General features: G+C 66.8%; 12 protein-coding genes. 11 read left to right on the plus strand and 1 reads right to left on the minus strand.

Annotated features, from left to right (window positions below):
* The 9 genes from nuoI (at position 1) to APY03_RS18315 (ending at position 8,016) form a co-directional block, all read left to right on the plus strand.
* Positions 1-519 carry an NADH-quinone oxidoreductase subunit NuoI gene (gene nuoI / locus APY03_RS18275; RefSeq protein WP_068678774.1) on the plus strand — a complete coding sequence of 173 codons (519 nt, stop codon included), beginning with the start codon at positions 1-3 and terminating at the stop codon, positions 517-519.
* A gap of 37 nt (positions 520-556) precedes the next feature.
* Entirely contained in the window at positions 557-1,204 is a 648-nt protein-coding gene (locus APY03_RS18280) for an NADH-quinone oxidoreductase subunit J (protein ID WP_068678776.1), read from the plus strand.
* Positions 1,201-1,509 (plus strand): NADH-quinone oxidoreductase subunit NuoK, encoded by a 309-nt coding sequence (gene nuoK / locus APY03_RS18285; RefSeq protein WP_028248920.1) that lies wholly within the window; start codon positions 1,201-1,203, stop codon positions 1,507-1,509. Before APY03_RS18280 ends, nuoK begins: the two co-directional genes overlap by 4 nt.
* 10 nt (positions 1,510-1,519) lie before the next feature.
* Complete coding sequence (gene nuoL / locus APY03_RS18290; RefSeq protein WP_068678778.1) at positions 1,520-3,553, plus strand: NADH-quinone oxidoreductase subunit L; 2,034 nt, start codon at positions 1,520-1,522, stop codon at positions 3,551-3,553.
* 23 nt (positions 3,554-3,576) lie between these two features.
* On the plus strand, positions 3,577-5,055 hold the full coding sequence (locus APY03_RS18295) for an NADH-quinone oxidoreductase subunit M (RefSeq protein WP_068678780.1): 1,479 nt from the start codon (positions 3,577-3,579) through the stop codon (positions 5,053-5,055).
* Positions 5,056-5,078: 23 nt separating this feature from the next.
* Positions 5,079-6,566, plus strand: a complete 1,488-nt coding sequence (gene nuoN, locus APY03_RS18300) for an NADH-quinone oxidoreductase subunit NuoN (RefSeq protein ID WP_068678782.1) — start codon at positions 5,079-5,081, stop codon at positions 6,564-6,566.
* Between the two features lie 5 nt (positions 6,567-6,571).
* Positions 6,572-6,880 carry a DUF2818 family protein gene (locus APY03_RS18305; protein WP_068678784.1) on the plus strand — a complete coding sequence of 103 codons (309 nt, stop codon included), beginning with the start codon at positions 6,572-6,574 and terminating at the stop codon, positions 6,878-6,880.
* An 84-nt stretch (positions 6,881-6,964) separates the two neighbouring features.
* Entirely contained in the window at positions 6,965-7,555 is a 591-nt protein-coding gene (locus APY03_RS18310) for an NUDIX domain-containing protein (RefSeq protein WP_068678786.1), read from the plus strand.
* Positions 7,556-7,566: 11 nt separating this feature from the next.
* On the plus strand, positions 7,567-8,016 hold the full coding sequence (locus APY03_RS18315) for a DUF1178 family protein (protein WP_068678788.1): 450 nt from the start codon (positions 7,567-7,569) through the stop codon (positions 8,014-8,016).
* Between the two features lie 25 nt (positions 8,017-8,041).
* Here the strand turns inward: APY03_RS18315 and APY03_RS18320 are convergent, their stop codons facing one another.
* The gene (locus APY03_RS18320; protein WP_068678790.1) at positions 8,042-9,826 is read right to left on the minus strand and encodes an ABC transporter transmembrane domain-containing protein; all 1,785 of its coding nucleotides are present in this window, start codon (positions 9,824-9,826) and stop codon (positions 8,042-8,044) included.
* Between the two features lie 78 nt (positions 9,827-9,904).
* Between APY03_RS18320 and APY03_RS18325 the strand changes: the two genes are divergently transcribed.
* The gene (locus APY03_RS18325; protein ID WP_083944450.1) at positions 9,905-10,453 is read left to right on the plus strand and encodes a MarR family winged helix-turn-helix transcriptional regulator; all 549 of its coding nucleotides are present in this window, start codon (positions 9,905-9,907) and stop codon (positions 10,451-10,453) included.
* Positions 10,434-11,868 (plus strand): efflux transporter outer membrane subunit (locus APY03_RS18330; RefSeq protein WP_083944456.1); only part of this gene is annotated, 1,435 nt, incomplete at its 3' end. The genes APY03_RS18325 and APY03_RS18330, both read left to right, overlap by 20 nt.

Consider the following 11,868-nt stretch of genomic DNA (forward strand, 5'->3'; position numbering starts at 1 on the left):
ATGGCTGCGACCACTGCAATCAAGAACGCTCCGTTCTCGCTCAAGGACTTCCTGTCCAGCTTCATGCTGGTCGAGCTGTTCAAGGGCCTGGCGATCACCGGCAAATACGCCTTCAGCCGGAAGATCACGGTGCAGTTTCCGGAAGAGAAGACGCCCCTCAGCCCGCGCTTTAGAGGCTTGCACGCGCTGCGCCGCTACGAGAACGGCGAGGAGCGCTGCATCGCCTGCAAGCTCTGCGAGGCCGTGTGCCCGGCGCTCGCCATCACCATCGAATCGGACGTGCGCGACGACGGCTCGCGCCGCACCACGCGTTACGACATCGACCTGACCAAGTGCATCTTCTGCGGCTTCTGCGAGGAGAGCTGCCCCGTCGACTCCATCGTCGAGACCCACATCTTCGAATACCACGGCGAGAAGCGCGGCGACCTGTACTTCACCAAGGACATGCTGCTGGCCGTGGGCGACCGCTACGAAAAAGAAATCGCCGCCAACAAGGCGGCCGACGCCAAGTACCGCTGAGGCGGACTCGGCCCGACAAATACAACGAAACCGATCCATGGACGTCAAGACCGGTCTGTTCTACCTGTTCGCCGCGGTGCTGCTGTTCGCGGCCTTCCGCGTCATCACCTCGCGCAACCCCGTGTATGCGGCGCTGTACCTGGTGCTGGCCTTCTTCCAGGCGTCGGCCATCTGGCTGCTGCTGCGTGCCGAGTTCCTCGCCATCTCGCTGGTGCTGGTCTATGTCGGCGCCGTGATGGTGCTGTTCCTGTTCGTGGTGATGATGCTCGACATCAACGTCGACGCACTGCGGCAGGGCTTCTGGAAGCATTTCCCGCTCGCCGCGGGCGTGGGCGCACTCATTGCGCTGGAGATGGCCGCGGTGCTGATGGGCGGCTTCCGCCTGGCCGAGCCGCGCCGTCCGATGGCCACCGGCCCCGAAACCTCGAATACGCTGGAGCTCGGCAAGCTGCTCTACACCGAATACCTCTACCCGCTGGAGATCGCGGCAGTCATCCTGCTGGTGGCCATCATTGCCGCCATCGCGCTCACGCTGCGCACGCGCAAGGACAGCAAGTACGTGAACCCTGCCGACCAAGTGCGCGTGAAGGCACGCGACCGCGTGCGCATCGTGCAGATGCCGGTGACGCGGGCGGCGCAACCCGTGGCCGATGAAGCGCCCGCAGCCGGGGAGACCAAGGCATGACCCTCACGCTCGGCCACTTTCTCTCGCTCGGCGCGATGCTCTTCGCGCTGTCCGTGATCGGCATCTTCCTGAACCGCAAGAACCTGATCGTCCTCTTGATGTGCATCGAGCTGATGCTGCTCGCGGTCAACATGAACTTCGTCGCCTTCTCGTACTTCCTGGGCGACATGCACGGCCAGATCTTCGTGTTCTTCATCCTGACCGTGGCCGCTGCAGAATCCGCCATCGGATTGGCGCTGCTGGTGCTGCTGTTCCGCAACAAGTCGAACATCAACGTCGACGAACTCAACGCGCTCAAGGGTTAAGGACAATCACATGAGCGCAACACTCTCCGCATCCGCGCTGCTCGCGGTTCCCCTGGCGCCGCTCGTCGGCTCGCTGCTTGCCGGCCTGTTCGGCACGAAATTCGGCGGCAACCGCTTCGGCCGCCGGGCCTCGCACTCGATGACCATCCTGGGCGTGTTCATCGCCTTCGTCATCTCGGCCATGACGCTCAAGAGCGTCGTGGTCGACGGCGCGCGCTTCAACGCCACGATCTACGAATGGATGGTGGTCGGCGGCATCAGGATGGAAGTCGGCTTCCTTGTCGACGGCCTGACGGCCATGATGATGTGCGTCGTCACCTTCGTCTCGCTGATGGTGCACATCTACACCATCGGCTACATGGAGGAGGACGAGGGCTACAACCGCTTCTTTGCCTACATCTCGCTCTTCACCTTCTCCATGCTGATGCTGGTGATGAGCAACAACATGCTCCAGCTGTTCTTCGGCTGGGAAGCCGTGGGCCTGGTGTCCTACCTGCTGATCGGCTTCTGGTACAACAAGCCGAGCGCCATCTTCGCCAACCTCAAGGCCTTCCTGGTCAACCGCGTGGGCGACTTCGGCTTCATCCTCGGCATCGGCCTGATCGCCGCCTACGCCGGCACGCTGAATTACGCCGAGGCGTTCGCCAAGGCGGATGAACTGTCCAAGCTGGGTTTCCCCGGCACCGACTGGATGCTGATCACCGTGATCTGCATCTGCCTGTTCATCGGCGCCATGGGCAAGAGCGCCCAGTTCCCGCTGCACGTGTGGCTACCCGACTCGATGGAAGGCCCGACCCCGATCTCGGCGCTGATCCACGCGGCGACCATGGTCACCGCCGGCATCTTCATGGTGGCGCGCATGTCGCCGCTGTTCGAGCTGAGCGACACGGCCCTGTCCTTCGTGCTGGTGATCGGCGCGATCACGGCGCTCTTCATGGGCTTCCTCGGCATCATCCAGAACGACATCAAGCGCGTGGTGGCCTACTCCACGCTCTCCCAGCTGGGCTACATGACCGTCGCGCTGGGTGCCTCGGCGTACTCTGTGGCGGTTTTCCACCTGATGACTCACGCCTTCTTCAAGGCGCTGCTGTTCCTTGGCGCCGGCTCGGTGATCATCGGCATGCACCACAACCAGGACATCCGCTGGATGGGCGGCGTGCGCAAGTACATGCCCATCACCTGGATCACCTCGTTGCTGGGCTCGCTGGCACTGATCGGCACGCCGCTGTTCGCGGGCTTCTACTCGAAGGACAGCATCATCGAGGCGGTGCACGAGAGCCATCTCTGGGGCGCCAATTTCGCCTACTGGGCCGTGCTCGCGGGCGTGTTCGTGACGGCCTTCTATTCGTTCCGCATGTACTTCCTCGTCTTCCACGGGAAGGAGCGCTACGACCAGAATCCGGATGCGCATCACCATGAGCCCGACGCGGAGCCCGACCACGGCCACCACGGCGACCATTCCAAGCCGCACGAGTCCCCCTGGGTGGTCTGGCTGCCGCTGGTGCTGCTGGCAATCCCGTCGGTCGTGATCGGCTACATGACCATCGAGCCGATGCTCTACGGCGAGTTCTTCAAGGACGCAATCTTCGTCGACGCCAACAAGCACCACGCCATGAAGGAGCTGGCCGAGGCCTTCCACGGCCCGATGGCGATGGCGCTGCATGGCCTGACCGCGCCACCGTTCTGGCTGGCGCTGGCCGGCGTGGTGCTGGCCTGGTACATGTACCTCGTCAATCCGGCGCTGCCGGAAGCCATCAAGCGCGCCTTCGGCCCGGTCTACCGGTTGCTGGAGAACAAGTACTACATGGACTGGATCAACGAGAACCTCATCGCGCGCGGCACGCGCGCCCTGGGCATGGGCCTGTGGAAGGGCGGCGACCAGGGGATCATCGACGGGGCCATCGTCGACGGCTCCTGGAAGGCGATCGGCCGCATTGCCGGCGTCGTCCGCTGGATGCAGTCCGGCTACATCTATCACTACGCTTTCGCGATGCTCCTGGGCATCTTCATCCTCATGACGTATTTCGTCTGGTTCAACAGATAAGCGCGCGCTGGAGAAAAACAAAAATGGGTCTGTTGAGCCTTGCCATCTGGGTGCCGATCGTCTTCGGCGCCGTGCTGCTGGCCATTGGTCGCGAGCAGCACGCGAGCATCGTGCGCTGGATTGCGCTCGTCGGTTCGATCGTGAGCTTCCTTGCCACCGTGCCGCTCTACACGCGCTTTCAGAACGGCACGGCCGCGATGCAGTTCGTGGAGAAGGGCAGCTGGATCGAGCGCTTCAACGTCAACTACCACGTCGGCCTCGACGGCCTGTCGCTGTGGCTGGTGCTGCTGACGGCATTCATCACGGTCATCGTGGTGATCTCGGCCTGGGAAGTGATCACCGAGCGCGTCAACCAGTACATGGGCGCCTTCCTGATCCTCTCGGGGCTCATGATCGGCACTTTCTCGGCGCTCGACGGCGTGCTGTTCTACGTCTTCTTCGAGGCGACGCTGATCCCGATGTACCTGATCATCGGCATCTGGGGCGGCCCGAAGAAGATCTATGCCGCCTTCAAGTTCTTCATCTACACGCTGCTCGGTTCGCTCCTGACGCTGGTCGCGCTGATCTACCTGTACAACCGCTCGGGCGGCAGCTTCGACATCCTGAGCTGGCACCAGCTGCCGCTGACGGCCAGGGAGCAGACCTTCCTGTTCTTCGCCTTCTTCGCCGCCTTCGCGGTCAAGGTGCCGATGTGGCCGGTCCACACCTGGCTGCCTGACGTCCACGTAGAGGCGCCGACCGGCGGCTCGGCCGTGCTGGCGGCGATCATGCTCAAGCTCGGCGCCTACGGCTTCCTGCGGTTCTCGATGCCGATCGCACCCGACGCTGCGCACGAGTGGGCCTGGCTCATGATCGCGCTGTCGCTGGTCGCGGTGATCTACGTCGGCCTCGTGGCGCTGGTCCAGCAGGACATGAAGAAGCTGGTGGCCTACTCGTCGGTCGCCCACATGGGCTTCGTCACCCTGGGCTTCTTCATCTTCAACGAGCTCGGGGTCTCGGGCGGCATCGTCCAGATGATCGCGCACGGCTTCGTCTCGGGCGCCATGTTCCTGTGCATCGGCGTGCTGTACGACCGCGTGCATTCGCGCCAGATCGCCGACTACGGTGGCGTGGTCAACACCATGCCCAAGTTCGCGGCCTTCGCCTTGCTGTTCGCCATGGCCAACTGCGGCCTGCCTGCGACTGCCGGCTTCGTCGGCGAATGGATGGTGATCATCGGCGCCGTGCAGGCCAACTTCTGGCTGGGCCTGGGCGCGGCGACCGCGCTGATCTTCGGCGCGGCCTACACGCTGTGGATGTACAAGCGCGTCTACCTGGGCCCGGTGGGCAACGACCACGTCAAGGCGCTGGACGACATCAACGCCCGCGAGTTCCTCATGCTGGCGCTGCTCGCGATCGCGGTGTTGTGGATGGGCCTGTATCCCAAGCCCTTCACCGATGCGACCAATGCCTCCGTGAGCGAGCTGCTGCGCCACGTGCAGACGTCCAAGATCCCAGGCTGAGTAGCCCGCCCCAAGAGAACGAGATGATTGACAAACTCAGCTGGATGACGATCTACCCCGAGATGGTGCTGCTGGTCATGGCCTGCATCATCGCCCTGGTCGATCTGTCCGCGACCGATACCCATCGCACGCGCACCTACGTGCTCACCCTGCTGACGCTGGCCGTGGTGGCCGTGCTCACCGGCATGCAGGCCACCGACGCCACGAGCCATTACGGCTTCGGCGGAATGGTCGTGAGCGACCCGATGGGCAACTGGCTCAAGTGCTTCGCCTCGGTGGCGTTGATGGTCACGCTGGTCTACGGCCGGCCCTATGCGGCCGACCGAGGCATGCTGCGCGGCGGCGAGCTCTTCACCCTGAGCATGTTCTCGCTGCTGGGCATCTTCGTGATGATCTCGGGCAGCAACTTCCTGGTGATCTACCTCGGCCTGGAACTGCTCACGCTATCGAGCTATGCGCTGGTCGCGCTGCGCCGCGACAACGCGGTGGCCAGCGAGGCCGCGATGAAGTACTTCGTCCTTGGCGCCATGGCCAGCGGCTTCCTGCTCTACGGCCTGTCGATGATGTACGGCGCCACCGGCTCGCTCGACACCACCGAGGTCTTCAATGCCATCGCCAGCCGCAAGGTCAACCACCAGGTGCTGGTCTTCGGGCTGGTGTTCATCGTGGCCGGACTGGCCTTCAAGGTTGGCGCTGCTCCGTTCCACATGTGGGTGCCCGACGTCTACCAGGGCGCGCCCACAGCCGTCACCCTGATGATCGGCGCGGCGCCGGAACTCGCGGCCTTCGCGATCATCATCCGCCTGCTGGTCGAAGGGCTGCTGCCGCTGGCGATCGACTGGCAGCAGATGCTCGCGCTGCTGGCCATCGCTTCGCTGCTGGTGGGCAACCTGGCGGCCATCGCGCAGACCAATCTCAAGCGCATGCTGGCCTACTCGACCATCTCGCAGATGGGCTTCATGCTGTTGGGCATGGTCGCGGGTGTGGTCAACAACAGCACCTACAACGCCCAGTTCGCGTACAGCGCCGCGATGTTCTACATCGTGACCTACGTGCTGACCACGCTGGCCAGCTTCGGCATCATCCTGCTGCTGGCGCGCGAGGGCTTCGAGAGCGAGGAGATCACCGATCTCGCCGGCCTCAACCAGCGCAGCCCGCTCTATGCCGGCGTGATGGCCATCGCGATGTTCTCGCTTGCGGGCATCCCGCCGCTGGTCGGCTTCTACGCCAAGCTGGCGGTGCTGCAGGCGCTGATCGCCTCGGGCCAGGGCCTGTACATCGCGCTGGCGGTGTTCGCGGTCGTGATGTCGCTGGTCGGCGCGTTCTACTACATCCGCGTGGTCAAGGTCATGTACTTCGATGCCCCGGTGACGGCGAGCACGGTCTCGGCGCCGCGCGACGTGCGCGCCGTGCTGGCGCTCAACGGCGCGCTGATCCTGATCCTGGGCATCGTCCCCGGCGGCCTGATGGCGCTGTGCGCCAAGGCCATTGTCGCCACGCTGGCCGGCTGAGGGCCGTGTCGCAGGGAGCGTCCGTCTGGGTGGTGCTGCTGGTCGCGCTGCTTGCGGCCAACCTGCCCTTCCTGAACGAGCGCCTGCTCGGCATGGTGCCGCTCGCGGCGCGCGCCAAGTCGCTGGCCGTGCGACTGGGCGAACTGGTGATCCTCTATTTCGTGGCCGGCGGCATCGGGCTCCTGTTCGAGCGGCGAGCCGGCCAGATTGCGCCGCAGGGCTGGGAGTTCTACGCGGTGACGGCGGCGCTGTTCGTCGTGCTCGCCTTCCCCGGCTTTACCTGGCGCTATCTCCTCAAGCACCGGAAATCATGAGCCCCCACGCTTTTCACTTCGTGTATTCGCTGCCCCCCGAGGGGGCTGAGGCCTCCCTTGGGGCGGCCCGGCGGGAGGCCTGACATGGACGACGCGCACCTGAAGGAAGAGGGCACTGCCAGCGAGCAGCTCTTCAAGGGCAACTTCCTGCACGCCAAGCGCGACACCGTGCGCCTGCCCGATGGCAAGAGCGCCACCCGCGAGTACATCGTCCATCCCGGGGCGGTGGTGGTGGTCCCGCTGCTCGACGATGGGCGCGTGGCGATGGTGCGCCAGTACCGCTACCCGATCGACCGGGTGATGACCGAGTTCCCGGCCGGCAAGCTCGACCCGGGCGAGGACCCCTTGTTCTGCGGCCAGCGCGAGCTCCAGGAGGAAACCGGCTACACGGCACGCGAGTGGGCCCATGCCGGCGCCATGAACCTCGCGGTAGCCTATTCGACCGAGATCATCCACATCTACTTCGCTCGGGGCCTCACCGGGGGCAGCCAGCAGCTCGATCACGAGGAGTTCGTCGAGGCGACCACGGTCACGCCCGCGCAATTGCTGGATTGGTGCCGCGACGGCACCGTGTCTGATGCCAAGACCCTGACCTGCACGCTCTGGCTGCAGAACGTCCTGTCCGGCGCGTGGGTGCTCGACTGGCAAGTCACTGCTCCGCCCGCGGGCGGCTGATAATCCGGTCGATGAAGGTCCTCAATCTCCAATGCGCGCACGGCCACGGCTTCGAGGGCTGGTTTGCGTCCAATGGCGACTTCGAGACGCAGCTCGCCGGCGGCCTCGTATCCTGCCCCATGTGCAGCAACACGGCCATCACCAAGCTGCTCACCGCGCCGCGCCTGAACCTCGGCAGCGCCAAGCCGCCCGCCGAGACCGCCGCCGCCCCGGTGCCCGCTGTCGCCCACAACGACTCGCCCGAGGGACGCTTGCTGCGCGCGGTGCGCGAGGTAATGGCCAAGACCGAGGACGTCGGTGACCGCTTCGCCGCCGAGGCGCGCAAGATGCACTACGGCGAGGCCGAGGAACGTGGCATCCGCGGCCAAGCCACGCGCGAGGAGGCCCGCGATCTGGTGGAGGAGGGCATTTCCGTCTTCTCGCTGCCGCTCCCGCCGGCCCTGAAGGAAACGCTTCAGTAGGCGGCCGTTGCGGCCGCCGCACGTCTCAGGCGGCGAACTGCAGCGCGGCCAGGCGAGCGTAGACGCCGTTCTGCGCCACCAGCGCGGCGTGCGTTCCCTGTTCCACGATGCCCCCGTGGTCGAGCACGATGATGCGATCGGCCTTCTGCACCGTCGCCAGCCGGTGCGCGATGACCAGCGTGGTACGGCCCGCCATCGCAGATTCCAGCGCGGCCTGCACCATGCGCTCGCTCTCGGCGTCGAGCGCGCTGGTCGCCTCGTCGAGCAGCAGCAGCGGCGGGTTCTTCAGCATGGCCCGCGCGATCGCGATGCGTTGGCGCTGCCCCCCCGACAGGCGCACGCCTCGCTCCCCGAGGAAGGTGTCGTAACCCTCGGGCAGGGCCCGCAGGAAGCCGTCGGCAAAGGCGGCGCGCGCCGCGGCATGCACCTCCTCGGCGCTGGCCTCGGGCCGGCCGTAGCGGATGTTCTCGAAGGCGCTGGCGGAGAAGATCACCGCGTCCTGCGGCACCAGCCCGATGCGCGTGCGCAGCGCGTCGAGCGCCAGGTCGGCGAGCGGCGCCCCGTCGAGCAGGATGCGGCCGGACTGCGGGTCGTAGTAGCGCAGCAGCAGCTGGAACACCGTGCTCTTGCCCGCGCCGCTCGAACCCACCAGCGCCACCGTTTCCCCGGGTGAGATGTCCAGGCTGAAGTCCCGCAGCGCCGGCGTGCCGGGGCGCGAGGGGTAGTGGAAGGTGACACGATCGAAGCGCACCGAACTCCCGGCCTCCGGGACCGTTGCCGGCACGGGCCGGGCCGGCGATGCGATTGCCGGCTTCGCGTGCAGCAGCTCCATCAGCCGCTCGGTGGCGCCGGCCGCGCGCAGCAGGTCGCCATAGACCTCGCCCAGCACCGCCGCGGCGCTCGCCAGGATGATCACGTAGACCACGGTCTGCCCCAGGTGCCCGGCGGTGATGTCGCCGCGCAGCACCGCCTGCGTGCCCTGGTACAGCCCCCACAGCAGCGCCGCGGAGGTGGCAATGATGATGAAGGCGACCAGCACCGAGCGCGCCCTGGTGCGGCGCACGGCGGTGCGGAAGGCGCTGTCGGTCGAAGCGTCGAAGCGCGCTGCCTCACGCCCCTCGGCCGTGTAGCTCTGCACCACGGGAATGGCGTTCAGCACCTCGGCCGCGATGGCGCTCGAATCGGCCACCCGGTCCTGGCTGGCGCGCGAAAGCCGGCGTACCCTGCGCCCGAACCACATGCTGGGCAGCACCACCAGCACCAGGATGCCCAGCACCTGCACCATCACGTAAGGATTGGTCCAGACGAGCATCGCCAGCGCGCCGGCGCCCATCACTGCGTTGCGCAGCCCCATGCTGAGCGACGACCCGACCACGGTCTGGACCAGCGTGGTGTCGGCCGTCAGGCGCGACAGCACCTCGCCGGTCTGGGTGGTCTCGAAGAAGGCAGGGCTATGGCGCAGTACATGGGCGTAGACCGCGTTGCGCAGGTCTGCCGTGACCCGCTCGCCCAGCCAGCTCACCGTGTAGAAGCGCGCCGCCGAGAAGACGCCGAGCGCCACGGCGACGCCGAAGAGAGCCAGGAAATGGCCGCGCAGTGCCATCGTCTGCGTGCCGCGGTCCGCGCCGACCAGGCCGCCGTCGATCAGGCTGCGCAGGGCGACGGGGAACACGAGTGTGGTCATGGCTGCCAGCACCAGGAAAACCGCGGCCAGGGCGATCTGGACGCGATAGGGCCGCAGGAAAGGCGACAGGCCGGAAAGCGATTTGGGCGCGCCCTTGGCGGCTGGCGACGAGCGAGGGGAAACCATGGGGCCGCATTCTAACGAACGCTTGCCTCTTCAAAGGTCGCCTTGACAATTACTGTCGCGGCAACTATTCTTTGCGGCATGCCTGCTTCCACCGATCCTGCCGCTGCCCCCCCGCTGCCCGATCCCGGGGGAGAGACGGCCGGGTTCTACAAGCCTGATTCATACAACGCCGAGGAGAGTGTCGGCCACATGATGCGGCGCATCACCACCATGCTGGGGCAGGCGGTGGCCAGCCAGATGTCGGAGCCGAGCGGCCCGACCTTCCCGCAATGGGCGCCTTTGTTCAAGTTGCACATGGGCCACGCGACCACGGTTGCCGAACTCGCGCGCGAGTGCCAGCTCGACACCGGCGCCATGACCCGCCTGCTCGACAGGCTGGAGGCCAAGGGCCTGTGCCGGCGCGTTCGCTCGGTCTCCGATCGCCGCGTGGTCAACATCGAGCTGACGGAGGAGGGGCGCGAGGCTGCACGCCAGGTGCCCCACGTGCTGTGCAGCGTGCAGAACGAACTCCTCACCGGCTTCAGCACCGAGGAATGGACGCAGCTCAAGAGTTACCTGCGGCGCCTCCTGGACAACGCCCAGGCCATCGCGGCCCGTGGAGAAAAGAATGATCCCGCTTCTTCCTGAGACCGCCCGGCGACCGGTGGCGGCGCTCGCCTTCGCCGTGGCGCTGTTCCTGGCCGGGTGCGCCGACATGGGCCGCATCGATTCGCATGCCAGCCTGCGCGACGCCGCTTCGATCGGCCTCACCCCCGAGGCGGCCGCCATGGCCACGCCCACCGTCGGCAGCCAATGGTGGCTGGGTTTCGGCGATGGGCAACTCAACGCCCTGGTGGACCAGGCGCTCCAGGGCAATCCCGACCTGCAGGTGGCGCGAGCCCGCCTCGAGCGCGCGCAGGCCGCCATCGGCGCTGCCGAGGCCGGCCGCCTGCCGAAGGTCGACGGCCAGCTCGACCTCACCAAGCAGAAGTTCAGCAGCAACTACATCTACCCCGCGCCGCTGGGCGGCTCGCGGCAGGAGCTCGGCACGCTGCAGCTCAATGCCAGCTGGGAGCTCGATTTCTTCGGTCGCAACCGCACCGCCATCGAGGCTGCCGTCGGCAGCACCAATGCCGCTGCGGCCGATGCCGACGCGGCACGGGTCCTGCTGGCGAGCAACGTGGCGCGTGCCTACGTCCAGTGGGCCCGCCTCGATGACCAGCTGGCGGTCGCCCGGCGCACGCTCTCCCAGCGCGAGGAGACCCTCAGGCTGGTGCGCGACCGCGTCTCGGCCGGCCTCGACACGCGCCTCGAGCAGTTCCAGAGCGAAGGCGGCCTGCCCCAGGCGCGCCAGCAGATCGAGGCGCTGAACGAGCAGATCGCCTTCGCGCGGAATGCCCTTGACGCACTAGTGGGCCAGCCCGGCGCCACCCGGACGCTCGCGCCGCCGAAGATCGACGGCCTCCGTCCGATCGCGCTGCAGCCCACGATCCCCGCCGACCTGCTGGGCCGGCGTGCGGACGTCGCTGCCGCACGCTGGCGTGTCGAGGCCGCGACCAGCGATGTCGCCAACGCGAAGACCCAGTTCTATCCCAACGTCAACCTGGTGGCCTTCGCCGGCTTCTCGGCACTCGGCTTCGGCCAGATCACCAAGTCGGGCAGCGAGCAGTGGAGCGTGGGCCCCGCAGTGCGCTTGCCGATCTTCGAGGGCGGCCGATTGCGCGCGAACCTGCGCGGCAGGATGGCCGACCTCGATGCCGCGATCGAGAGCTACAACGCGGCCGTGCTCGACGCGGTGCGCGACGTGGCCGACCAGGTCGCGAGCGCCCAGTCGGTCGCACGCCAGCAGGCCGAACAGGCCGCCTCCCAGCGCGCCGCCGAATCCGCCTACGACATTGCCGTGCAGCGCTATGGCGCAGGCCTGGGCAACTACCTGAACGTGCTGACGGCCGAGACCACCGTGCTCGCCGAGCGCCGCCAGGCCGTCGATCTGGCCGCGCGCGCCCTCGAGACCCAGGTGGGGCTCGCACGCGCGCTGGGCGGCGGCTGGCAGCCGCCGGTAC

It is taken from the genome of Variovorax sp. WDL1 (assembly GCF_001541225.1).
GTDB lineage: Bacteria > Pseudomonadota > Gammaproteobacteria > Burkholderiales > Burkholderiaceae_C > Variovorax.

What these genes read in the sequence shown, in the direction of transcription:
- APY03_RS18325 (WP_083944450.1), top strand. Translation starts at nt 9,905, where the DNA reads ATGCCTGCTTCCACCGATCCTGCCGCTGCCCCCCCGCTGCCCGATCCC.
- nuoL (WP_068678778.1), top strand. Translation starts at nt 1,520, where the DNA reads ATGAGCGCAACACTCTCCGCATCCGCGCTGCTCGCGGTTCCCCTGGCG.
- APY03_RS18310 (WP_068678786.1), top strand. Translation starts at nt 6,965, where the DNA reads ATGGACGACGCGCACCTGAAGGAAGAGGGCACTGCCAGCGAGCAGCTC.
- APY03_RS18315 (WP_068678788.1), top strand. Translation starts at nt 7,567, where the DNA reads ATGAAGGTCCTCAATCTCCAATGCGCGCACGGCCACGGCTTCGAGGGC.
- nuoK (WP_028248920.1), top strand. Translation starts at nt 1,201, where the DNA reads ATGACCCTCACGCTCGGCCACTTTCTCTCGCTCGGCGCGATGCTCTTC.
- APY03_RS18320 (WP_068678790.1), bottom strand. Translation starts at nt 9,826, where the DNA reads ATGGTTTCCCCTCGCTCGTCGCCAGCCGCCAAGGGCGCGCCCAAATCG.
- nuoN (WP_068678782.1), top strand. Translation starts at nt 5,079, where the DNA reads ATGATTGACAAACTCAGCTGGATGACGATCTACCCCGAGATGGTGCTG.
- APY03_RS18280 (WP_068678776.1), top strand. Translation starts at nt 557, where the DNA reads ATGGACGTCAAGACCGGTCTGTTCTACCTGTTCGCCGCGGTGCTGCTG.
- APY03_RS18295 (WP_068678780.1), top strand. Translation starts at nt 3,577, where the DNA reads ATGGGTCTGTTGAGCCTTGCCATCTGGGTGCCGATCGTCTTCGGCGCC.
- nuoI (WP_068678774.1), top strand. Translation starts at nt 1, where the DNA reads ATGGCTGCGACCACTGCAATCAAGAACGCTCCGTTCTCGCTCAAGGAC.